The sequence below is a fragment of the Streptomyces sp. NPDC052012 genome (assembly GCF_040689265.1).
In the GTDB taxonomy this organism is placed as follows: Bacteria; Actinomycetota; Actinomycetes; order Streptomycetales; family Streptomycetaceae; genus Streptomyces.
In genome coordinates this window covers 426,319-447,628 of sequence record NZ_JBFAXA010000001.1, presented here as the reverse complement: position 1 = coordinate 447,628, position 21,310 = coordinate 426,319, and the positions used below count along the sequence as shown (strand labels likewise).

19 protein-coding genes are annotated in these 21,310 nt (G+C 72.3%); 9 read left to right on the top strand and 10 right to left on the bottom strand.

The genetic code is table 11. The annotated features are described in order from the left end of the window. Positions 1 to 46 precede the first annotated feature (46 nt). Positions 47 to 1,819 carry an NAD+ synthase gene (locus AB0412_RS02045; protein ID WP_366400495.1) on the top strand — a complete coding sequence of 591 codons (1,773 nt, stop codon included), beginning with the start codon at positions 47 to 49 and terminating at the stop codon, positions 1,817 to 1,819. Between the two features lie 352 nt (positions 1,820 to 2,171). On the opposite strand, the gene AB0412_RS02040 is transcribed toward AB0412_RS02045, so the two are convergent. The 4 genes from AB0412_RS02040 to AB0412_RS02025 form a co-directional block, all read right to left on the bottom strand. Next, the gene (locus AB0412_RS02040; RefSeq protein WP_366400494.1) at positions 2,172 to 3,419 is read right to left on the bottom strand and encodes an MFS transporter; all 1,248 of its coding nucleotides are present in this window, start codon (positions 3,417 to 3,419) and stop codon (positions 2,172 to 2,174) included. A 134-nt stretch (positions 3,420 to 3,553) separates the two neighbouring features. Further along, complete coding sequence (locus tag AB0412_RS02035; RefSeq protein WP_366400493.1) at positions 3,554 to 4,606, bottom strand: endonuclease/exonuclease/phosphatase family protein; 1,053 nt, start codon at positions 4,604 to 4,606, stop codon at positions 3,554 to 3,556. Between the two features lie 164 nt (positions 4,607 to 4,770). Beyond that, a complete protein-coding gene (locus tag AB0412_RS02030) occupies positions 4,771 to 5,400 on the bottom strand; it encodes a TetR/AcrR family transcriptional regulator (RefSeq protein WP_366400492.1) in 630 nt (209 codons plus the stop codon). A gap of 31 nt (positions 5,401 to 5,431) precedes the next feature. Further along, positions 5,432 to 7,021, bottom strand: coding sequence for an MFS transporter (locus AB0412_RS02025; RefSeq protein ID WP_366400491.1), 1,590 nt, complete (start codon positions 7,019 to 7,021; stop codon positions 5,432 to 5,434). Between the two features lie 171 nt (positions 7,022 to 7,192). Here AB0412_RS02025 and panB point away from each other — a divergent pair, with 171 nt between their 5' ends. From panB to AB0412_RS02010, 3 genes are all read left to right on the top strand, one after another. Then, positions 7,193 to 8,068, top strand: a complete 876-nt coding sequence (gene panB, locus AB0412_RS02020) for a 3-methyl-2-oxobutanoate hydroxymethyltransferase (protein WP_366400490.1) — start codon at positions 7,193 to 7,195, stop codon at positions 8,066 to 8,068. Positions 8,069 to 8,368: 300 nt separating this feature from the next. Then, positions 8,369 to 9,394: an ATP-binding cassette domain-containing protein gene (locus AB0412_RS02015; RefSeq protein WP_366400489.1), complete on the top strand. Its 1,026-nt coding sequence runs from the start codon at positions 8,369 to 8,371 to the stop codon at positions 9,392 to 9,394. Beyond that, complete coding sequence (locus AB0412_RS02010) at positions 9,391 to 10,218, top strand: ABC transporter permease (protein ID WP_366400488.1); 828 nt, start codon at positions 9,391 to 9,393, stop codon at positions 10,216 to 10,218. Before AB0412_RS02015 ends, AB0412_RS02010 begins: the two co-directional genes overlap by 4 nt. Before the next feature lie 34 nt (positions 10,219 to 10,252). Here AB0412_RS02010 and AB0412_RS02005 read toward each other — a convergent pair whose 3' ends face one another. Continuing rightward, entirely contained in the window at positions 10,253 to 13,528 is a 3,276-nt protein-coding gene (locus tag AB0412_RS02005) for a BTAD domain-containing putative transcriptional regulator (protein WP_366400487.1), read from the bottom strand. 23 nt (positions 13,529 to 13,551) lie between these two features. Beyond that, complete coding sequence (locus tag AB0412_RS02000) at positions 13,552 to 14,238, bottom strand: DUF6578 domain-containing protein (RefSeq protein WP_366400486.1); 687 nt, start codon at positions 14,236 to 14,238, stop codon at positions 13,552 to 13,554. A 115-nt stretch (positions 14,239 to 14,353) separates the two neighbouring features. On the opposite strand from AB0412_RS02000, the gene AB0412_RS01995 reads away from it, so the two are divergent. Continuing rightward, entirely contained in the window at positions 14,354 to 15,151 is a 798-nt protein-coding gene (locus AB0412_RS01995) for a site-2 protease family protein (RefSeq protein WP_366400485.1), read from the top strand. On the opposite strand, the gene AB0412_RS01990 is transcribed toward AB0412_RS01995, so the two are convergent. Together AB0412_RS01990 and npdG are read right to left on the bottom strand one after the other, a co-directional pair. After that, positions 15,141 to 15,332, bottom strand: a complete 192-nt coding sequence (locus tag AB0412_RS01990) for a hypothetical protein (protein ID WP_366400484.1) — start codon at positions 15,330 to 15,332, stop codon at positions 15,141 to 15,143. The genes AB0412_RS01995 and AB0412_RS01990 overlap by 11 nt on opposite strands. A gap of 65 nt (positions 15,333 to 15,397) precedes the next feature. Further along, the gene (npdG, locus tag AB0412_RS01985; protein WP_366400483.1) at positions 15,398 to 16,099 is read right to left on the bottom strand and encodes an NADPH-dependent F420 reductase; all 702 of its coding nucleotides are present in this window, start codon (positions 16,097 to 16,099) and stop codon (positions 15,398 to 15,400) included. 86 nt (positions 16,100 to 16,185) lie between these two features. Here npdG and AB0412_RS01980 point away from each other — a divergent pair, with 86 nt between their 5' ends. Then, entirely contained in the window at positions 16,186 to 16,791 is a 606-nt protein-coding gene (locus AB0412_RS01980; protein ID WP_366400482.1) for a hypothetical protein, read from the top strand. 447 nt (positions 16,792 to 17,238) lie between these two features. After that, a complete protein-coding gene (locus tag AB0412_RS01975; protein ID WP_366400481.1) occupies positions 17,239 to 18,558 on the top strand; it encodes an MFS transporter in 1,320 nt (439 codons plus the stop codon). 100 nt (positions 18,559 to 18,658) lie between these two features. Here the strand turns inward: AB0412_RS01975 and AB0412_RS01970 are convergent, their stop codons facing one another. Beyond that, positions 18,659 to 18,889 (bottom strand): hypothetical protein, encoded by a 231-nt coding sequence (locus tag AB0412_RS01970; RefSeq protein ID WP_366400480.1) that lies wholly within the window; start codon positions 18,887 to 18,889, stop codon positions 18,659 to 18,661. 59 nt (positions 18,890 to 18,948) lie between these two features. Here AB0412_RS01970 and map point away from each other — a divergent pair, with 59 nt between their 5' ends. Both map and AB0412_RS01960 read left to right on the top strand, forming a co-directional pair. Further along, on the top strand, positions 18,949 to 19,806 hold the full coding sequence (gene map / locus AB0412_RS01965) for a type I methionyl aminopeptidase (RefSeq protein ID WP_366400479.1): 858 nt from the start codon (positions 18,949 to 18,951) through the stop codon (positions 19,804 to 19,806). A gap of 143 nt (positions 19,807 to 19,949) precedes the next feature. Next, the gene (locus tag AB0412_RS01960) at positions 19,950 to 20,597 is read left to right on the top strand and encodes a biliverdin-producing heme oxygenase (protein WP_366400478.1); all 648 of its coding nucleotides are present in this window, start codon (positions 19,950 to 19,952) and stop codon (positions 20,595 to 20,597) included. Between the two features lie 15 nt (positions 20,598 to 20,612). Here AB0412_RS01960 and AB0412_RS01955 read toward each other — a convergent pair whose 3' ends face one another. Further along, a complete protein-coding gene (locus AB0412_RS01955) occupies positions 20,613 to 21,296 on the bottom strand; it encodes a PhzF family phenazine biosynthesis protein (protein ID WP_366400477.1) in 684 nt (227 codons plus the stop codon). Positions 21,297 to 21,310: the final 14 nt, after the last annotated feature.

The following is a 21,310-nucleotide window of genomic DNA, read 5'->3' as shown; positions in this document are numbered from 1 at the left end:
CGCCCGCTCTTCCACATCGCGTCGCTTTGACGATTACACTGGGCGCGTGCCTCAACTTCGCCTCGCCCTGAATCAGATCGACACGCGCGTCGGTGACCTCGCCGGCAACGCGGAAACGATTGTCCGCTGGACCCGGCACTCCGCCGAGCAGGGAGCGCACCTCGTGGCGTTCCCGGAGATGGCGCTCACCGGGTACCCCGTCGAGGACCTGGCCCTCAGGTCGTCCTTCGTGGAGGCCTCCCGCGCCGCCCTGCGGTCGCTTGCCGCGCGGCTCGCCGAGGAGGGCTTCGGGCAGCTGCCGGTGGTCGTCGGCTACCTCGACCGCAGCGCCACCGCCCAGCCGAAGTACGGGCAGCCGGCGGGCGCGCCGCGGAACGCCGCCGCCGTGCTGTACGGCGGCGAGGTGGTGCTGAGCTTCGCCAAGCACCACCTGCCGAACTACGGCGTCTTCGACGAGTTCCGGTACTTCGTGCCCGGGGACACCATGCCGGTGGTGCGGGTGCGGGGCGTGGATGTCGCCCTCGCCATCTGTGAGGACCTGTGGCAGGACGGGGGGCGGGTTCCCGCGGCGCGGTCCGCGCAGGCCGGGCTGCTGCTGTCGATCAACGCCTCGCCGTACGAGCGGGACAAGGACGACACCCGTCTGGAGCTGGTGCGCAAGCGGGCACAGGAGGCCGGGTGCACGACGGCGTACCTCGCGATGATGGGCGGGCAGGACGAGCTCGTCTTCGACGGGGACTCGATCGTCGTGGACGCGGGTGGTGAGGTCGTCGCGCGGGCGCCGCAGTTCGCCGAGGCGTGCGTGGTGGTGGATCTGGAGCTGCCGGCGGCCGTCCCGGTGGCGGACGCGCCGACGGGGGTCGTGGACGACGGGCTGCGGATCGACCGGGTCGTGCTGTCGCAGGAGCCGGTGCCGGCGTACGAGCCGGAGCGGACCGGGGGGTACGCGGAGCGGCTCGACGACGCCGAAGAGGTGTACTCCGCGCTGGTCGTGGGGCTTCGGGCGTACGTCGCGAAGAACGGGTTCCGTTCGGTGCTGATCGGGTTGTCCGGGGGCATCGACTCGTCGCTGGTCGCGGCGATCGCGTGCGACGCGGTGGGCGCGGAGAACGTGTACGGCGTGTCCATGCCGTCGAAGTACTCCTCCGAGCACTCCAAGGACGACGCGGCGGAGCTGGCGCGGCGGACCGGCCTGAACTATCGCACCGTTGCGATCGAGCCGATGTTCGACGCGTACATGGGGGCGCTGGGGCTGACCGGGCTGGCCGAGGAGAACCTGCAGTCGCGGCTGCGGGGCACGCTGCTGATGGCGATCTCCAACCAGGAGGGTCACATCGTGCTGGCGCCGGGCAACAAGTCGGAGCTGGCGGTGGGCTATTCGACGTTGTACGGGGACTCGGTGGGGGCGTACGGGCCCATCAAGGACGTGTACAAGACGTCGGTGTTCCGGCTGGCCGAGTGGCGGAACCGGGCGGCGGCGGAGCGGGGGCAGACGCCGCCGATTCCGGAGAACTCGATCACGAAGCCGCCGAGTGCGGAGCTGCGGCCGGGGCAGGTCGACACGGACTCGCTGCCGGACTACCCGGTGCTGGACGCGATCCTGGAGCTGTACGTGGACCGGGACCGGGGGGCGGACGAGATCGTCGCGGCCGGGTTCGACGCCGAGCTGGTGGCGAAGACGCTGCGGATGGTGGACCGGGCGGAGTACAAGCGGCGGCAGTACCCGCCGGGGACGAAGATCTCCCCGAAGGGGTTCGGGAAGGACCGGCGGCTGCCGATCACGAACGGCTGGAGCGAGCAGGTACCTCCGGCGGTCTGACGACTCCCCGGCCCCGCCGGCCTCCGCCGGGGGCAGAGCTCCCGCCTCCACCGGCCCTCGGCATCCCCGCCGGGGGCCGAGCTCGCGTTCGCCCTGCCCTCGGCAGGGCGCGTTCGAGCCTGCGCGACGCCAGTCGTGTGGTGAACCGCGCTGTCAGGGGCCGGGCTCGCGGCTCCGCCGGCCCCCGGGAGTGCCCGTCGGGGGCCGGCGGACGTCGCCCCCGGTGCGCACCGGCATGTGATCAGTGACGGCCGCGCCGACTTGTGCGCCGAGGACGGCCACGACGCACGGTGAGCGGAGACGGAGTGGCGGTGGCCCTGGGAGGTGAGCCCGGGGCCACCGCATCGGTGACCTAGGCCCGCTCGCCCTCTCGGTGCACCCGGATACCGTCCGGCCGGCTCGTCGTCTCCGGCGGCGCGTACGCCGCCACCACCCGTCCCGGTGTGGCGTCGGCCCTGCGGTCCACCGCGTACGCGGCCGCCGCGACGCCGATGCCCAGGGCCGCCAGGGCCGCGCCCGCGAGTGCCGGGGACGTGGTGCCGAGGCCCGCGGAGAGGGTCAGGCCGCCGATCCAGGCGCCGCCGGCGTTCGCCAGGTTGAAGGCCGCCTGGTTGGCGGAGGAGGCCAGGGACGGGGCCGAGGACGCCTTCTCCATCACCATCAGCTGGAGGGGGGAGCCCGTGACGAACGCGGCCGTGCCGAGGAGGGTCACCGCGATCGCCGCCGTCGCCCGCGTGCTCATCAGGAGGGGGAACAGGGTCAGGACCAGCGTGAGGGACGCCAGGCCGCCGAAGAGGGTCGCCCTCAGGGAGTGGTCGGCCAGGCGGCCGCCCAGGAGGTTGCCGGCTGTGGCGCCCACGCCGAACAGCGCGAGGAGGAGGGTGACGGTGCCGTCGGTGTAGCCTGCCGCGTCCGTCAGCATCGGGGTGATGTAGCTGTACGCCGCGAAGAGCGCGCCGAAGCCCGCGACGGTCGTGCCGAGGGCCAGCCAGACGGGCAGGGAGCGCAGGGCCGCCAGTTCGCCGCGCAGGCCCGTCTGCGGGGTGGCGGGGGTGGCGGCCGCGGGGATCAGGACGGCCAGGGACGCGATCGCCGCCAGGCCGATGGCGGAGACCGCCAGGAACGTGGCCCGCCAGCCGAAGTGCTGGCCCATGAGCGTGGCCAGGGGGACGCCCACCACGTTGGCGAGGGTGAGGCCGAGGAACATCAGGGAGACCGAGCGGGCCTTGCGGTCGGGGGTCACCATGTCGGCGGCCACCACGGCGCCCACGCCGAAGAAGGCGCCGTGCGGCAGACCGCTGAGGAAGCGGGCGGCCAGCAGCCAGGTGTGGTCGGGGGCGAGCGCGGAGAGCGCGTTGCCCGCCACGAAGAGGGCCATGAGGAGGATCAGGACCGTGCGGCGCGGGATGCGGGCCGTCGCGGCGGCCAGCAGGGGTGCGCCCACGACCACGCCGAGCGCGTACGCCGAGACCAGGTGGCCGGCGCTGGGGATGGAGGTGCCCAGGTCGGCGGCGACGTCGGGGAGCAGGCCCATCATGACGAACTCGGTGGTGCCGATGCCGAAGGCGCCTACGGCGAGGGCGAGGAGGGCCAGGGGCATGGAGGGGCGGACCTTTCGGGACGTTGCGTTCGATGCTTATGTTCAGCGACTGAACAAAGTCTCGCAGGTCCGTCTCTCCATCGGGTGACCCACGGGTGTCCGGGAGGCGGACAGACCGCGGTGACCTGGGGTTTTCAGTCCTGCCCTGTGGTCAGCCTCACACGGGCCGCGATGGGGAGGTGGTCGCTCGGGGTCTGCGGGAGGGTCCAGGAGCTCTCCGGCTCCGCGCCCTTGACCATGATCTGGTCGATCCGCGCCATCGGGAACGACGCCGGCCAGCTGAAGCCGAAGCCGCTGCCCACGGCCCCCTGGGTGGAGCGCATCTGGGAGGTGACCGCGTTCAGGGCGCGGTCGTTCATCGTGCCGTTGAGGTCGCCGAGCAGGACCACGTTCTCCAGCGGCTCGTCGGCGATGGCCTCCCCCAGGGCGTCGGCGCTCTTGTCGCGCTGGCGGGCCGTGAAGCCGGCCTCCAGCTTCACCCGGACCGACGGGAGGTGGGCGACGTAGACCGCGACCTGGCCGGCGGGCGCCGTCACCGTGGCCCGCATGGCGCGCTTCCAGCCGAGGCGGATGTCGACGGCCTCGACGTCGCTGAGGGGGTACTTGCTCCACAGGCCGACCGTGCCCACGACGGCGTGGTAGCGGTACGTGGACTCCAGGGCCTTCTCGTAGGCCGGGACCGCCGACGCCTTGAGCTCCTCCAGGGCCAGCACGTCGGCGCCGGATGCGGCCACCTCACGGGCGGTGCCCGACGGGTCGGGGTTCTCCGCGTTGACGTTGTGCGTGGCCACCGTGAGGTCGCCGCCGCCGGTGGTCTTGTCGGTGAGCAGACCGCCGAAGAGGTTCATCCAGACGACGGCGGGCAGCACCGTCGCGATCAGCGCCGTGGCCGACTTCCGGTAGAGCGCCAGGAGGAGCAGCAGGGGGATGAACAGGCCCAGCCAGGGCAGGAACGTCTCCACCAGACTGCCCAGGTTGCCGACCGCGTTGGGGATGTGGGCGTGGGCCAGCATGACCAGGGCGAGGATCACCGCGCAGGCCGCCAGCACCAGGCCCCGGCGCCAGATGCGGCGGTCGCCGCGCCAGCCTCTGGTCAGGGCGTCGATCAGGCGCTGAAGCCGGGATGTCCGAGGCTCGTGACCCGAGCCGCCGTTGTCCGTCTCCGTCATGTACGCCTGCTGCGCCATACCGTCGCCTCACAACCTGCCGTGCACACCGTCTCCCCGTGTCCGTAAGACCCTAGGGGATGATCGGTTCCTTTCCTGCCGTCCCTGGACGGCCGTACTGGGGCGATGACGTACAAGGCCGGTGCGCGAGTTCCGTCTGTGACGAAACGCGCACATGCGGGGGTTCAGCGGGCGGGGCGCAGGCCTTCGAGGAGGGTGTCGACGACCTGGGCGGCGAGGTCGTCCGGCAGGTCCGCGTCGGGGCGCATGACGGTGCGCACGAGGATGGGGCCGACGACGATGTCGTTCAGCAGCTCCAGGTCGATGTCGGTGCGCAGTTCGCCGTTCTCCTGGCCGCGGCGCAGCACCTCCAGGCCGAGGCGGCGGCGCGGCACGATGACGGTGGCGTGGTAGGCGGCCCAGATCTTCGGGCTGCTCTTCATCTGGGCGTGCACGTTGTGCAGGATCGCCGAGGTTCTGCTCGCAAGTCCGCGCCGGCGCAGGGACTCCAGCAGGACGACGAGGTCGTCGCGCACGGAGGTGCCGGGGAGTTCGGGGTCCGGGGGCTCGGCGGCACGTACGACGTCGACGAAGAGTTCCTCCTTGCCGCTCCAGCGGCGGTAGATGGTGGCCTTGCCGACGCCGGCGGTGCGGGCGATGCGTTCGATGGAGAGCTCCGCGAGGGGCACGCCCTCCTCCAGGAGCTTCATCACGCCCTCGATGATGGCGCGTTCGACCGCCTCGCTGCGGGGGCGGCCGCGTGCGGGGCCGTCCGGCCGGGCGTCGGTGTCGGTGCCGGTGTCGGCGAGGCTCACGTCGTCGTCTCCTTCTCCGGGCCGGTGTGCGTCAGTCCGCCGTCCTCACCAACTCCCCGTCATGCTCGTCGTCTTCGGGCGCGGACGCCCGGCCGGGCAGGAACAGGGCGGTGACGAACGCGCCGATCAGCGCGACGCCCGCGCCCCACAGCGCGGTGACGTGCATGGCGTGCAGGAACGCGTCGTTCGCGGAGCCGGCCAGGGCCTCGCCGCGCGCGCCGAGCCGGTCCGCGAAGGCCAGCGTGGCCTCGATGGACTCACCGGCCGCGTGGCGGGCGCCGGGCGGCAGCACGGTCAGTTCGTCCTCGATGCTCGTGCGGTACGCCGTGGAGAGTACCGAGCCGAGCACGGCGATCCCGAGGGCGCCCCCGACCTGGCGGAAGGTGTTGCTGAGCGCGGAGGCGGAGCCCGCCTTCTCCCGGGGCAGGGTCTGCATGATGACGACGCTGACCGGAGTCATGACGTGCGCCATCCCGGCGCCCATCAGGAAGAAGACGACCTCCAGGAGCCAGATGGGGGTGTCGGCGTCCAGGGCGGCGAAGGCGGCGAGTGTCGCGGCGAGCAGCAGCAGACCCGCGGTGGTGGTGGCCTTGTCGCCGAAGCGGTCCACCAGCAGCCGGGCGCGCGGCGCGAAGATCATCTGCGCGGCGGCGAGCGGCAGCATCAGCAGGCCCGTCTCCAGCGGCGAGTAGCCGCGCACGCTCTGGGTGTAGAAGACCGCGAAGAACGTCACGCCCATGAGGGCGAAGAACACCAGGGCGACGGCGCCGATCGCGGCCGAGAACACCTTGTTGCGGAAGTACGTCACGTCGATGGACGGATGGTCGCTGCGCTTCTCGAACACCACGAAGGCCACGAGTACGGCGAGACCGGCGCCGATCGTCGACAGCACGGTGGCGTCGGTGAAGTCGGCCAGCTGGCCGCCCTTGATGATGCCGTAGACCAGCAGGACCAGGCCGGCCACGGACAGCACGACGCCGAGCGGGTCGATCCGGCCGGGGTGCGGATCGCGGGAGTCGGGCACCAGCCACAGCATCAGGGCGAGGGCGAGGAGCACGATCGGCACGTTGACGAGGAAGACCGAGCCCCACCAGAAGTGGTCCAGGAGCAGACCGCCGGTGATCGGGCCGATGGCGATGGCGAGGCCGACGCCACCCGCCCAGATGCCGATGGCCTTCGGCTGTTCGTCGCGTTCGAAGACGTTCATCAGCACGGCCAGGGTGGCCGGCATCACGAAGGCCGCGCCCAGGCCCATCACCGCGCGGAAGCCGATCAGCTCGGCCGGGGAGCCGGAGAAGGCGGCGAGCGCCGAGCCGATGCCGAACACGGCGAGGCCCCCGAGCAGCACCTTCTTGCGGCCGAGCCGGTCCCCGAGCAGACCGGCGGTGAACAGCAGACCGGCGAAGACGAGCGTGTAGGCGTTGATGGCCCATTCGAGTTCGCTCTGGGTGGCGCCGAGGCCGGTGGGTGCGGGGGTGGAGATCGTCTTGACGGCGACGTTCAGGATCGAGTTGTCCAGGACGACGATCAGCAGACTCAGCATCAGCACGCCGAGGATCGCCCAGCGACGCCGGTGCACGGCCTCGGGTACGCGGCGGTCGGGAGCGGCGGGAGTAGTCATACGGCCAGACTCTCACGATTTTCGATACGAGACCGTCTCGTATCGGAATTCTTTGCCAAGGGATGAACTCACAGGGGTGCCTCTGGCCTCCGTCCGGTCGAGGTGCCACCATGGACGTGGTCCGGGGACGCCGTCAGGGCGCCTCGAGATGACGTGTTAGGAGCCGTTGCAATGACGCAGCTTTCGGCTGCCCAGACTGCGAAGTCAGCATCCTCCGACGGCAGCAAGGCGCTGTACGGGGGCAAGGGCACACGCCGTATCACCGTCCGCGACATCGCCCTCGCCAAGGAGCGGGGCGAGAAGTGGCCCATGCTCACCGCGTACGACGCGATGACCGCGTCCGTGTTCGACGAGGCCGGGATCCCGGTCATGCTGGTGGGCGACTCGGCCGGCAACTGCCACCTGGGGTACGACACCACCGTGCCCGTCACGCTCGACGAGATGACCATGCTCTCGGCGGCCGTCGTACGGGGCACCTCGCGCGCCCTGATCGTCGGCGACCTGCCCTTCGGCTCGTACCAGGAGGGGCCGGTGCAGGCGCTGCGCTCGGCGACCCGGCTGGTGAAGGAGGCCGGGGTCGGTGCGGTGAAGCTGGAGGGCGGTGAGCGGTCGCACCGGCAGATCGAGCTGCTGGTGGAGTCCGGGATCCCCGTGATGGCGCACATCGGGCTCACGCCGCAGTCGGTGAACGCCATGGGCTACCGCGTGCAGGGGCGCGGTGAGGAGGCGGCGCAGCAGCTGCTGCGGGACGCCAAGGCCGTGCAGGACGCGGGAGCGTTCGCGGTGGTCCTCGAGCTGGTGCCGGCGGAGCTGGCGGCCGAGGTCACGCGGATTCTGCACATCCCCACGGTGGGGATCGGGGCGGGGCCCGAGACGGACGCGCAGGTGCTGGTGTGGACCGACATGCTCGGGCTCACCGGGGGGCGGGTGCCGAAGTTCGTGAAGCAGTACGCGGATCTGCGTGCGGTGATGGCGGGGGCGGCGAAGGCGTTCGCCGAGGACGTCGTCGGCGGAACGTTCCCGCAGGAGGAACACTCCGTCCACTAGAGCCACTGCGGCACCACCCCGGGCAGCCCGCCGATCTTCCCCCGTCGGCGGGCTGCCGTACGTGTACGCCCAGGCCTTGGGGCTAGGCGAGGGATGACGCCGGACGGCACTGCAATGTAACGCAGAGCAACCATAAGCGTAACGCTGAGCGACCACCCCGCCCCCGCCGCCCTTTCCGACCGACCGAGACGGGCGGGCGGGTGGGCGAAGGGGGGCCAGGGGCGGAGACCGCAGGTGGTGCGGGCGGGCTGTCGGTTGGATGTCGGGGGTTTGTCGGTGGGGGCTGTCAGGGTCTTGGCCATGACGCGAAACGACACACACCCCGGCGGCGCCGGACGCGCCGTCACCGTGCAGGGACTGGTCAAGCACTACGGCGAGACCAAGGCGCTGGACGGCGTCGACCTGGACGTGCGCGAGGGCACCGTGATGGGTGTGCTCGGACCGAACGGCGCCGGCAAGACCACCCTCGTACGCATCCTGTCCACCCTCCTCGCCCCCACCGCCGGCCGGGCGACCGTCGCCGGCTACGACGTCGTACGGCAGCCCCGGCAGCTGCGCCGGGTGATCGGCCTGACCGGCCAGTACGCCTCCGTGGACGAGAAGCTCCCCGGCTGGGAGAACCTGTATCTCATCGGCCGGCTGCTCGACCTGCCCCGCAAGGAGGCCCGCGCCCGCGCCGACGAACTGCTGGAGCGGTTCTCGCTGACGGACGCGGCGAAGCGCCCGGCGGGGACGTACTCCGGCGGCATGCGGCGCCGGCTCGACCTCGCCGCCTCGATGATCGGCCGCCCGGCCGTGCTGTTCCTGGACGAGCCGACCACGGGCCTCGACCCGCGCACCCGCAACGAGGTGTGGGACGAGGTGAAGCGCCTGGTCGGGGACGGGGTGACCGTGCTGCTGACCACCCAGTACATGGAGGAGGCCGAGCAGCTCGCCTCCGAGCTGACCGTCGTGGACCGGGGAAGGGTCATCGCGAACGGTGGCATCGAGGAGCTGAAGGCCAGGGTCGGTGGCCGCACGCTGCGGATCCGCCCGTCCGACCCGCTGCAGCTGCGCCCGCTGGCCGCCGCCCTGGACGAACTGGGCCTCACCGGTCTGGCCACCTCGACCGTGGACGCCGAGCGGGGCGCCGTCCTGGTCCCGATCCTCAGCGACGAGCAGCTGACCGCCGTGGTCGGCGCCGTCACCGCGCGCGGGATCACCCTCTCCTCCATCTCCACCGAACTGCCCAGCCTGGACGAGGTGTTCCTGTCGCTCACCGGCCACCGCGCCAGTGCCCCGCAGGACACCGTGCCCGCCGAGTCCCGCGAGGAGGTCGCCGTATGACCGCCACCACCGTCACTCCGATCAAGACCGACCTCGCCGGGGACGCGCGGATCCCGCTGCGCGGGCATCTGCGGCACACCGGCGCGCTGGTGCGCCGGAATCTGCTGTGGATCCGGCAGGACCCGGAGTCGATGTTCGACGCCGTGCTGTTCCCGATCGTGTTCACCCTGCTGTTCGTGTACGTCTTCGGCGGCTCGATCGGGCAGGCGCTGGGCGGCGGGCAGGAGGCGTACGTGCAGTACATCGTGCCCGGCCTGATGGCCATGATGGGCATGAACATGGCCCAGGGGGTGGGCACCGGCTTCAACCAGGACTTCAACTCCGGCGTCATGGACCGCTTCCGGTCGCTGCCGATCGGCCGCGGCTCGGTGCTGTTCGCGAAGATCGCGGTGGAGCTGGTGCGCATGCTGATCGCCACCACGATCCTCATGATCGTCGGTGTGCTGGTCGGCTTCGACATCACCAACTGGGCGGGCCTGTTCGCCGCCGTGGGGCTGTCCGTGGTGTTCGGCTCCGCCCTGATGTGGATCTTCCTCACGCTGGGCGTGATCATGAAGAACGCGCAGTCGGTGCAGGCGATGGGCTTCCTGGTGCTGATGCCGCTTCAGTTCGGCTCGTCGATCTTCGCGCCGACCCAGTCGATGCCGGGCTGGCTGGAGAACTTCACCGAGTACAACCCGCTGTCCTCGCTGGCGGACGCGGCGCGCGGGCTGATGGTGGGCGGCCCGGTGGCGCACGACCTGTGGATGACGCTGGGCTGGTCGGTGGCGCTCACGGTGGTGATGGCGCCGGTCGCAATCCACAAGTTCCGCACCAAGAAGTGACGCGCACGGCCGCTGCGCTCACAGCAGCGGGCGCTCACAGCAGGGCGACGGCCTCCTCGGGGGAGAGGCCGGCGCCCTGCGCCCAGGCGGTCCCGAAGGTGTCGTCGCCGAGGGCCGCCCTGATCCGCTCCTCGGCACGTTCGCGGCACGCGCGTTCCACCCTCCCGGCCACGTGCCCGGGCGGCAGCCAGGAGTCGGCGGCGCCCAGGCAGCGGGCCGCGTCACGGGCCCGCCGTCCGCCGTCCACTCCGGCGAGAGCCATCGCGGCTCCCGTCAGATGCGCGCTGCGCATCTGGGGCGCGATGGCGGCGCACAGCGGATCGAAGGCCCGCTCGAGCGCCTCGCGGAACGTGCCCAGCGCCTTGTCGTCGTGCCCCTCGAACACGTCCAGCCAGCCCTCGGCGCCGAGGATGAACGCGTCGAAGACGACGTAGTGCGCGATCCTGAACTCCTCGCGCAGCCTGTCCAGTTGGTCCCGGGCCTCGGTGGTCCGCCCGGTCATGCCGAGCCAGCCGGCCAGGAACAGCCGGGCGAAGGGCATGGCCTCGTTGTGGCCGCAGCGGGTGCTCGCGATGACGTCCCGCAGCATCCGTTCCCCGCGCTCGACCTCCCCCGCCTCCAGCAGCGCGCTGCCCAGCCGGGCGGACAGGACGGCGATCTGGGCGCGGGCACCGAGGCGTTCGGCGTGCTCGATCGCGGCCGCGTAGTCGGCGGCGGCCCGGTCGAACCGGCCGCGGCGCTCGTGGGCCTCGCCGCGCGCCGACAGCGCCTCCGCGGTGCCCCAGGCGTCGTCGAGACGCCGGTAGATCTCCAGGGCCTCGTCCGCGTCCCGGGTGGCGTCGCCCGCCCGGTCCGAGCGGTTGGCCAGCATGTTGGCCCGGATCTGCAGACATCCGGCCAGCTCCCACTCGTAGCCCGGGGTGCGGCGGGCGACGTCGACGGCGGCGTCCAGGGCGCGGTACAGCCGGTCCATGTCGCCGGTCAGCATCAGGGAGAAGATCCACAGCAGACCGGGCGAGCGACAGGTCTGCGGCAGGCCGGGCTCGTACGTCTCGGCGATGACCCGCAGCCTGCCCTGCGCCTCGGGCGTCTGCCAGTTGTCCAGTTCGGTGTCCATGCAGGCGAGGTGCGCCAGGTGCACCCCGCGGCGGGCCTCCGCGAGCACCTCGCCGGTCATCGGGGGCGGGGAGTCGGTGCTGCGCTGCCACACCGGGGCGGCCGGGCGGGCCGGTCCGGCGAACGGGTCGGGGCCGAGGGCCATGACCTCGCGGCACCAGTTGCGGGCGTCGATCCTCAGGTCGCGCATCTGCCAGTAGAAGGTGAGCGACAGCGTCAGGCACAGCGCCTCCTGCTCGTCGCGCAGGGCGAGGGCGTGCCGCAGGGCGGTGCGCAGGTTCTCGTACTCCCGCTCCAGGCGTTCGACGGCGGTGAGCTGCCGCGGTCCGCGCAGCAACGGGTCCGTCGTGCGGGCGAGTTCGCGGTAGTACGTCAGGTGCGCACGCTCGGCGTCGGCACGCCGGCCCGTCTCGTCGAGCCGCTCCCCCGCGTACTCGGCGACGGTCTCCAGGAGCCGGTAGCGCATCTCCGAGTCGCCCGAGGGGGCGGCCACCACCAGGGACTTGTCGACGAGCGAGGCGAGCGCCTCCAGGGCGGCGGGGCCGCACACGGCCTCGGCGGCGGCGAGGTCGCAGCCGCCCGCGAAGACCGACAGACGGCACAGCACCTCGCGTTCGTCCGCGTCGAGCAGGTCCCAGGACCAGTCGACGACGGCCCGCAGGGTCTGCTGGCGGGGCAGGGCGGTGCGGCTGCCGGAGGTGAGGAGGCGGAAGCGGTCGTCGAGACGGTCGGCGATCTGGCGCGCGGTGAGCATCCGCAGCCGGGCGGCGGCGAGTTCGATGGCGAGGGGCAGTCCGTCGAGCCGGCGGCAGATCTCGGCGCACGCCTCCGGGTCGTCCTCGATGCGGAAGCCGGGGCGGGCCGCCGCGCCGCGCTCGGCGAGCAGCCGCAGGGCGACCGGCTCGGGAAGCGGCTCCACCGGGCGGAGCGACTCCCCCAGCACTCCGAGGGGTTCGCGGCTGGTGGCGAGGACGGTGAGGCCGGGGCAGCGTTCGAGGAGCGTCTCGACGAGGCGGGCGGCGGCGTCGACGACGTGCTCGCAGTTGTCGAGGATCAGCAGCATGCGGCGTCGGCCGCAGTGTTCGGCGAGGCGCTCCACGGGGTCGTCGTGCCGCTCGGCGACGGCCCGCATGCTCTCGGCGCCGGCGCCGTACAGCACGGTCTCGCGGGCACCGACGGCGGTGAGGACGGCTTCGGGGACGGCCTCGGGGTCGTCGACGGGGGCGAGTTCGGCGAACCACACACCGTCCGGCGTGGACTGCCGTACGGTCTCGGCGGCCTCCTGCGACAGCCGGGTCTTGCCGGCGCCGCCCGGTCCGAGCAGGGTGACGAGGCGGGCGGCGGAGAGGTCGGCGCGGATGGCCTCGATATCGGCCTCGCGGCCGACGAAGGAGGTCAGCCGGGCCCGCAGATTGCCGCGCCGCCGTTCGTCCCTCGCGGGCTCCGGCGCGGACGCCCGCGCAGGCGCCGGGTCGAGCAACTCCGCGTGCAGCGCGCGCAGTTCGGCGCCGGGGTCGGAGCCGAGACGATCCGCGAGGAGCCGTCGTACGTCCTCGTAGGCGGCCAGCGCCTCGGCGGTGCGGCCGGTGTCGCGCAGGGCGCGCAGGCGCAGCGCCTGGAGGGGTTCGTCGAGCGGGTGGGTGTCGCACAGGGCGGTCAGCTCGGGCAGCGCCTGCTCGGCCTGTCCGAGGGCGAGGGCGGCGGTGTGCCGGGCGCGCAGGGCGTCCAGCCTGCGGGTCTCGACGCGCGTCGCCTCGGCGCCGGCGTCGGGCAGGTCGGCGAGCGCGGGACCCCGCCACAGCGCGAGGGCGTCGTCGAGCACGACGGCCGCCTTCGCCGGATCACCGTCGGCCAGGGCGCGCAGCCCCTCCCCCGCGAGCCGCTCGAACCGGTGCAGGTCGATGTCGTCGGCCGCGGCGGTGAGCCGGTAACCGCCGTCGACGGAGGCGACCGCGTCCGCGCCGAGCGCCCGGCGCAGCCGCCCGACCAGCGCCTGCAACGCCCCCGTGGCGTCGGCCGGCGGCTCGCCGTCCCACACCTCGTCGACCAGCACCCGCACCGGCACGATGCGCCCCGGCCGCAGTGCCAGCACGGTCAGCAGCGCACGCAGCCGCGCCCCGCCGACGGGAACGACGGTGCCGTCGGGACGGAGTGCCTGGGTGGTGCCGAGGACGCGATAACGCACGGGGTCCATTGTCTCCGCTGCCGCGAGGCCGGTCACACGGGCTCGCGCAGGGTGCTGAGCGTCGCGAGCAGTGCGGTCAGCTCGCCCGGAGTCAGCCCCGCGGTCTCCGCGCCGGGCCCGGTCTCCCCGTGCGGGAGGCCACGGGCCCGGCGTACGGCGTGGGAGAGCCAGGAGTCCGTGCCCGGGACCTCCAGGGTCACCACGGCGGCCGGCTCCACCCGGCGTCGCTCCCGGCCGTCGGGGGCGAGCGTGCTCTCCCGGTCGGCGAACCACTTCGGGCAGCGGGACACCGACCGCAGTGACCGCTCACGAGCCACCGGCTCGAAGGTGCGCGACCCGGGCGCGGTCTCCCCGAAGCCCTGCGTGAGCACCTGCACGGCCCGCACCCGCCCTGTCACCTCGGGCCATTCACCGCTGTGCCGTTCGACGGAGAGCAGGCCGACCGCCCGTATCCACTCGCCCGGCCGCAGAGCGTCCCGCTCCCCCGCCAGGGCCACGGTCAGCCCGCTCTCCTCCCGCACCACCCGCACGCTGCCCTCGCCGTCCGGGAGGTCCTCCACCGGACCGCTCACCTTGGTCAGCTGATCGTGCCAGCCACCGCCGTAGAAGCTGTCGGCGTCCTCGAGCAGCAGCGGCCACCGCACCTCGTCGCCGACCCCGAACGGCTCGCCGCAGCACTCCATCTGCCAGCTCTCGTACATCACCTGCCACAGCCCCATGCCCCCACCCTCCGACGGAACCGGTGGCCCGCGCGAGACGTTTTCCCGGTGCGCCCGGTACGGTCGGGCAGTCCCACCGCCCGTCCCATGTGTGCCCGACAGTCCAGGGAGTCCCATGACCACCGCCGCCACCCGCCACAGCGACCGGAGGATCAGCCCCGTCTTCCTGGGGATCCTGGCCGTCACGGCGGTCACCGGATGGGCGACCTGGACCGGTTTCGCGGAGCAGCCCGGACTCGCCGTGTTCCTGTTCGTGACGGCCGCCTGGATCGTCTCCCTCTGCCTGCACGAGTACGCGCACGCGCGCACCGCCCTGCACAGCGGGGACATCTCGGTCGGCGCGAAGGGCTATCTCACGCTGAACCCGGTGAAGTACACGCACGCCCTGCTGAGCATCGTGCTCCCGGTGCTCTTCGTGATCATGGGCGGGATCGGTCTGCCCGGCGGCGCGGTCTTCATCGAGCGCGGACGCATCCGGGGCCGCTGGCGGCACAGCCTGATCTCGGCGGCGGGCCCGCTGACGAACGTGCTGTTCGCGGCGGTGTGCACGGCTCCGTTCTGGCTGGACGCGCTGGACGGCGTACCCGCGGACTTCCGGTACGCGCTCGCCTTCCTGGCGCTGCTGCAGGTGACGGCGGCGATCCTGAACTTCCTGCCGGTGCCGGGCCTGGACGGCTACGGCGTGATCGAGCCCTGGCTGTCGCACGGCATCCGCCGGCAGGTGGAGCCGTTCGCCCCGTTCGGCCTGCTGTTCGTCTTCGCCCTGCTGTGGGTGCCGGCCCTGAACGGCGCGTTCTTCGACGCGGTCGACGCCATCCTGCGCGGCCTCGGCATCAGCGACATCGACTCGTACTGCGGCTTCGAGCTCTACCGCTTCTGGCAGACCAACGAGATCTGCACCGTCACCCCGTGACGGACGAGGAGCGCCGGGCGTCCCGCCCCCGCTTGAGGTAGTACCAGCACATGTTGGACGACAGCCCCGCCAGCAGCACCCAGACGACCCCCATCAGCACACTGCCCTGCACGAAGGAGACGACGGCCGCGGCGACGGCGAGCAAGCAGACGACGAGGGCGTAGACGGCGAGGCGGGGCATGGGGCTGGACTCCTGTCGGGGGACACAGACGGTCATATCTGTCACCACCAGTGTCCCCCATCCCGTCAGACGTCCGTGACGCGGAGCCCGGCGTGGGCCTTGTAGCGGCGGTTGACCGAGATCAGATTGGCGACCAGCGCCTCCACCTGGTGCGCGTTGCGCAGCCGCCCCGCGAAGACACCGCGCATCCCCGGGATACGCCCGGCCAGCGCCTGCACGATCTCCACGTCGGCCCGCACCTCACCGAGCACCATCACGTCGGTGTCGATCTCCTCGATCTCCGGGTCCTGCAACAGCACGGCCGACAGGTGGTGGAAAGCGGCGGTGACCCGTGACTCCGGCAGCAGGGCGGCGGCCTGCTCGGCCGCACTGCCCTCCTCGGGCTTCAGCGCGTAGGCCCCCTTCTTGTCGAACCCGAGCGGATTGACACAGTCGACGACGAGCTTGCCCGCGAGCTCCTCCCGCAGCGTCTCCAGCGTCTTGCCGTGCCCGTCCCACGGCACGGCGACGATCACGACGTCGCTGCGCCGCGCGCACTCGGCGTTGTCGGCACCCTCGATGCCGTACCCCAGCTCCTCGGCGGCGGCCTGCGCGCGCTCGGCGGCACGGGAACCGATGATCACTTTCTGGCCGGCCTTGGCGAGCCGGTAGGCGAGGCCCTTGCCCTGCGGGCCGGTACCGCCGAGTACGCCGACGACGAGCCCGGAGACGTCGGGCAGGTCCCAGGGGTCCTTGGCGGGCGGCTTTGCACTGTCGGTAGAGGTCATGGCCCGACTCTACGGCCCGTCCCCGGTCGGGCGATTCCCGGGCGAACGCCCGGCCTCCGGGGTCCGCTTGGGGCAGGATGCGGCGCATGGATGCGGTACGGGTCGCGCTGCTGCGGGAAGTGCTCGCCGGGACGGAGTGGCTGGGGGCCACCCGGAGATTCGCGGGGGCGCTGCGGGGGTCGGTGGTGTCGCACGGGGGCGGGCTCCTGCTGGTCGGCACGCAGGACTACGAGCCGTGGCACCTGGCGGCCCACCTGGTGGACGAGGCGGCGTGGTCGGGTACGCCGGAACTGGCGCCGACTCTGGTACGACACGACGCGCGCCCCTCGGATCCGGCGCACCTGGCGGTGGGCCTCGGGCGCCTGGAGGCGGCGCGGCGGGGTGAGACGGTGCTGGTGGTCTCCCCGGGCGAGCCGGGAGCGGCGCTGCTGGAACGGGCGTCGGACGCGCGACGAGCAGGAGCGGTCCTGCTGTCCCTGGGCCCGGCCGACGGCGAGCTTCCGGTGCTGGCCCACGAGACGCTGCCGGTGCCCGAGGGCTCCGAGCTGGACCTGGACACGGTCCAGCACCTGGTCAGTGCGGCTGCCGGCGAGAACGCGGTGCCGGTCGCCCGGCGGGGGCGCCGCAGATTCCGCGACCGCCTGTCCCATCTGGCCGACCTCCTCACGGCCCCACCTCCCCCACGCTGGTAAGTCACCCGACGTCGCGGCTGACCGGGGGTAGGTCTCGCTCACCCGCCCTGGCGGGGTGCCGCTGCGCCCACCCTCCCCCATCGCCCCAGCGGCACGACTGCCCGCAGCTACGCAGCTACGCAAGGACGGCGGGCCGCAGACGCGCGGCGGGCGAGCTCCGCGCACCGTGGGCGTGCCGCAGCCGCACGCGGCGGGGAGGGGACGGGGCGGTGGTGTCCGCCCGCAGCGGCTGGCGCGTCAACGCCTCGCACCTTTTGAGGGACCGATTCCGCGCCAGACCGAGGACGGACACCACCGCCCCGGCCCCGACTCACCCACCCCCCGTAGGCGCTACGCGCACCCCCACCGAAGCCGCACTGGCGCCGCAGGCATGCCACGCGCACCCCCACCGGACCCGCGGATAATTCGGTTGATCCGGGTAGCGGGCGCCCCGGAGCATGGCCCCTTGTGAGTGATGCCCCTCCCGCCCCGCCCACCGGGCTGCGCGCGCTGCTTCCGGATCTTGCGCCGTGGCGGGAGTCCGCGGACTTCCGACGTGTCTGGGTAGCGGGGCTGATCACCAACTTCGGGAGTTTCCTGACCTTCGTCGCGCTCCCCGTCCAGATCAAGGAGCTCACCGGCTCCGCAGCGGCCGTAGGGGCCATCGGCGCCGTCCAGCTCGTGCCGCAGATCGTCTTCGGACTCTACGGCGGCGCGCTCGCCGACGCCTGGGACAAGCGCAAGCTGATCCTGTGGACCGAGGCCGGCCAGGGCGTCCTCTGCGCGGTGCTGCTGCTCAACGTCCTGCTGCCCACCCCGGCCGTCTGGCCGCTGTACCTCGTCGCCGCCCTCTCCTCCGCGCTCTGGGCGGTGCAACGCCCCGCACTCGACGCGCTCACCCCCCGGATCGTGCGCCACGAACACCTCCCCGCCGCCGCCTCCCTCAACGCACTGCGCTGGCAGGCCGGCGCCATCGCGGGCCCCGCACTCGCCGGCGTCGTCGTCGCCTTCGCCGGCCTCGGCTGGGCCTACGCCGCGGACCTGGCCACCTTCGCCGTCTCGGTGGCGCTCGCGGTCGGCCTCACCCCCTCCCCCGCCTCCCACACCGCGGCGAAGCCGTCCTGGGCGGCGATCACCGAGGGCGCCCGGTACGCCTGGAACCGCAAGGAACTGCTGGGCACCTACACCATCGACCTCGCGGCGATGTTCCTGGCGATGCCGCTCGCCGTGCTGCCGTTCCTCGCGGACGAACTGCACGCCGAGTGGTCGCTGGGACTGATGTACGCGGCGATCCCGGCCGGCTCCCTCCTGGTGAGCCTGACCAGCGGCTGGACGTCACGCGTGCACCGGCACGGCCGGATGGTGGTGCTGGCCGCTGCGGGCTGGGGCCTGGCGATGGCCGCCGCGGGCCTCGCGGGGAACGTGTGGCTGGTGCTGCTGTGCCTGGCCCTCGGCGGCTGCTTCGACATGGTCAGCGGCATCTTCCGCAGCACCATGTGGAACCAGACCATCCCCGACGAGCTGCGCGGCAGACTCGCCGGCATCGAGCTGCTGTCGTACTCCGTGGGCCCGCAGCTCGGCCAGGTCCGGGTGGGCGGCATGGCCGCGTGGTTCGGGGTGCGGGCGTCGGTGTGGTCGGGCGGGCTGCTGTGCGCGGGCGCGGTGGGGTTGCTGGCGCTGTGCCTGCCGAAGCTGATGACGTACGACGCACGGACCAACGAGCACGCGGTCCGGCTGCGCGAGCGACGCACGGCCACGACCGAACCCGAGTCCACCCCCACGACCTGACCGGCCGAACACAGACCGCCCCCGTGGCCCGAACCGAGGCCCCAGACCTCAGTCCCCCTCCCCCAGACCTCAGTCCCCCCGCCCCCCGCGAACAGCCCCCTCAGTCGTCGTCCCGCTCCGCCGCGGGCGCGTCGTGCCAGCGCGGGTCGTTCTCCCACTGGAGATTGCGTTCCCGGGCCGTCTCCATCGCGTGTTCCGCCTCCGTACGGCTCGCGTACGGACCGAAGCGGTCCTTGCCGGGGCAGTCAGGCCCCTCCTCGACCTTCTTGTGCTCCAGGCAGTAGTACCACTCGCCCGGCTTTCCGACCGTCCGCTTCTTGAACAGGGGCATGACCGGCTCCTCTCACCACGAAGATGGTCCCCCATCGCCGCTGACTTAGACTCGCTGGCATGTCTGGCCAGTCGCTGCTCGTCCCAGGGGAGCTGTCTCCCACCCGTTCCGTCCCCGGAAACATCCGCCGTCCCGAGTATGTCGGCAAGCCCGCCCCGACGCCGTACACCGGGCCGGAGGTGCAGACCCCCGAGACCATCGAGGCGATGCGGACCGCCGGGCGGATCGCGGCGCAGGCGATGGCGGAGGCGGCGAAGCACATCGCGCCGGGGGTGACCACCGACGAACTGGACCGGGTGACGCACGAGTTCCTGTGCGACCACGGCGCCTACCCGTCGACGCTGGGCTACCGCGGGTTCCCGAAGTCGCTGTGCACCTCGGTCAACGAGGTGATCTGCCACGGCATCCCGGACTCCACCGTGCTGCGGGACGGTGACATCGTCAACCTCGACGTGACGGCGTACATCGGCGGCGTGCACGGCGACAACAACGCCACGTACCTGGTGGGTGACGTGGACGAGGAGAGCCGGCTGCTGGTGGAGCGCACGCGGGAGGCGCTGAACCGGGCGATCAAGGCGGTCAAGCCGGGCCGCCAGATCAACATCATCGGCCGGGTCATCGAGTCGTACGCCAAGCGCTTCGGCTACGGCGTGGTGCGGGACTTCACGGGGCACGGCATCAACAGCTCGTTCCACTCGGGTCTGATCATCCCGCACTACGACAGCCCGCACGCGACGACGGTCATGCAGCCGGGGATGACCTTCACGATCGAGCCGATGCTGACGCTCGGGACGCACGAGTACGACATGTGGGACGACGGGTGGACGGTCGTCACGAAGGACCGGAAGCGGACGGCGCAGTTCGAGCACACGCTCGTGGTGACGGACACGGGCGCGGAGATCCTGACCCTGCCCTGAGCCCCGTTCCACGCCACCCACGGCCCCCTGACCCGCTCTCCTCGGAGGGCGGGTCTTTTCGTGCGCCCGCGAGTAGGCTTTTACCGACAGCCCGTCGGCAAACCTATTGACTTAGGTAAGCCTAACCACAGAAGATCGGTCGTATGGACTCCTTCTCGACGCTCATCCGCACCGCGTCCCACGAACAGCACGTGGAGGCGGAGACCTCGACGTTCATGAGCGACCTGCTGGGCGGGCGGCTCGGCGTCGACGCGTACGCGCGCTACACCGAGCAGCTGTGGTTCGTCTACGAGGCACTGGAGACGCCCGCCGGCCGGCTGGCGTCGGACCCGGTGGCCGGCCCCTTCGTCCGGCCGGAGCTGATGCGCCTGGCCTCGCTGGAGCGGGACCTGGAGCATCTGCGCGGCGCCTCGTGGCGGGCGTCCCTGTCGGCGCTGCCGGCGACCCGGGCGTACGCGGACCGTGTGCGGGAGTGCGCCGAGCGCTGGCCCGGCGGTTATGTCGCCCACCACTACACGCGCTACCTCGGCGACCTGTCCGGCGGGCAGATCATCCGCGACAAGGCCGAGAAGACGTGGGGCTTCGCCCGCAAGGGCGACGGAGTGCGCTTCTACGTGTTCGAGGAGATCTCCAACCCCGCGGCGTTCAAGCGCACGTACCGGGAGCTGCTGGACGGACTGCCGGCGGACGATCTGGAGAAGCAGCGGATCGTGGCCGAGTGCAAGGCGGCGTTCGCGCTGAACACCGGGGTCTTCCGGGCGCTGGGCGAGGAGTTCCCGCTGTCGGCGTGAGCACGGCCGGCCGCCCTACCTCTCCAGGACGACCCGCCCGCCGATCTCCACCCAGCCGTGCGGCTGGGGTGCCGTGAGGAGCTGTGAGCCCGCGCCCTGCGTGATGTTGAGAGCCCGGTCCAGCCGGGCGGTGAGCAGCAGCGCCGCCGCGCCCGTCGCCTCGTCCTCGTCAATGCCGTCGTCGCGACCGGGGAAGGCCCGGGCGCGCACCCGGCCCGCCGCCTCGTCCTCCCAGGCCCAGGCGTAGATCCTCCCCCGGACTTCGTCCGGGGGGACTTCCCTCTCGCTTCGCCCGCCCTTCGGCGGCACCGGCAGGGCGTCCACCTCGGCGGCGGTGGCGTACTGGCGCAGGGTGTACGGCGGCGCCCACTCCGGGCGCGCCTCGATCCAGCAGAACTCCCCGTCCTGCCGGGCCCCCACCACCCCGGCGGGCGTGAGGAGTTCGGGGACGTCGAGCAGCCAGGCCGTGCCGACGCAGGGGTGTCCGGCGAACGGCAGCCGCAGCGTGGGCGTGTAGAGGTCGATCACCCCGCGCTCGGGGTCGTCGACGAACACGGTCGCGCTGAACCCGAGCTTCGCGGCCAACGCCTGCCGCTCGCTCCGCTCGGGCAGCACGGAACCGTCGCGGACGACGCCGAGTTCGTTGCCGTAGCCGCCGCGAGGCCCGCAGAAGACGCGCAGCACGTCGTAGTCAGTCACGGGGGCATTCAAGC

Bases quoted from the DNA above. Each gene is read 5' to 3' on its own strand.
- AB0412_RS02040 (WP_366400494.1), bottom strand. From the start codon at position 3,419: ATGCCCCTGGCCCTCCTCGCCCTCGCCGTAGGCGCCTTCGGCATCGGC.
- AB0412_RS02035 (WP_366400493.1), bottom strand. From the start codon at position 4,606: ATGGCGCAGCAGGCGTACATGACGGAGACGGACAACGGCGGCTCGGGT.
- AB0412_RS02025 (WP_366400491.1), bottom strand. From the start codon at position 7,021: ATGACTACTCCCGCCGCTCCCGACCGCCGCGTACCCGAGGCCGTGCAC.
- panB (WP_366400490.1), top strand. From the start codon at position 7,193: ATGACGCAGCTTTCGGCTGCCCAGACTGCGAAGTCAGCATCCTCCGAC.
- AB0412_RS02015 (WP_366400489.1), top strand. From the start codon at position 8,369: ATGACGCGAAACGACACACACCCCGGCGGCGCCGGACGCGCCGTCACC.
- AB0412_RS02010 (WP_366400488.1), top strand. From the start codon at position 9,391: ATGACCGCCACCACCGTCACTCCGATCAAGACCGACCTCGCCGGGGAC.
- AB0412_RS02005 (WP_366400487.1), bottom strand. From the start codon at position 13,528: ATGGACCCCGTGCGTTATCGCGTCCTCGGCACCACCCAGGCACTCCGT.
- AB0412_RS02000 (WP_366400486.1), bottom strand. From the start codon at position 14,238: ATGGGGCTGTGGCAGGTGATGTACGAGAGCTGGCAGATGGAGTGCTGC.
- AB0412_RS01995 (WP_366400485.1), top strand. From the start codon at position 14,354: ATGACCACCGCCGCCACCCGCCACAGCGACCGGAGGATCAGCCCCGTC.
- AB0412_RS01990 (WP_366400484.1), bottom strand. From the start codon at position 15,332: ATGCCCCGCCTCGCCGTCTACGCCCTCGTCGTCTGCTTGCTCGCCGTC.
- npdG (WP_366400483.1), bottom strand. From the start codon at position 16,099: ATGACCTCTACCGACAGTGCAAAGCCGCCCGCCAAGGACCCCTGGGAC.
- AB0412_RS01980 (WP_366400482.1), top strand. From the start codon at position 16,186: ATGGATGCGGTACGGGTCGCGCTGCTGCGGGAAGTGCTCGCCGGGACG.
- AB0412_RS01970 (WP_366400480.1), bottom strand. From the start codon at position 18,889: ATGCCCCTGTTCAAGAAGCGGACGGTCGGAAAGCCGGGCGAGTGGTAC.
- map (WP_366400479.1), top strand. From the start codon at position 18,949: ATGTCTGGCCAGTCGCTGCTCGTCCCAGGGGAGCTGTCTCCCACCCGT.
- AB0412_RS01960 (WP_366400478.1), top strand. From the start codon at position 19,950: ATGGACTCCTTCTCGACGCTCATCCGCACCGCGTCCCACGAACAGCAC.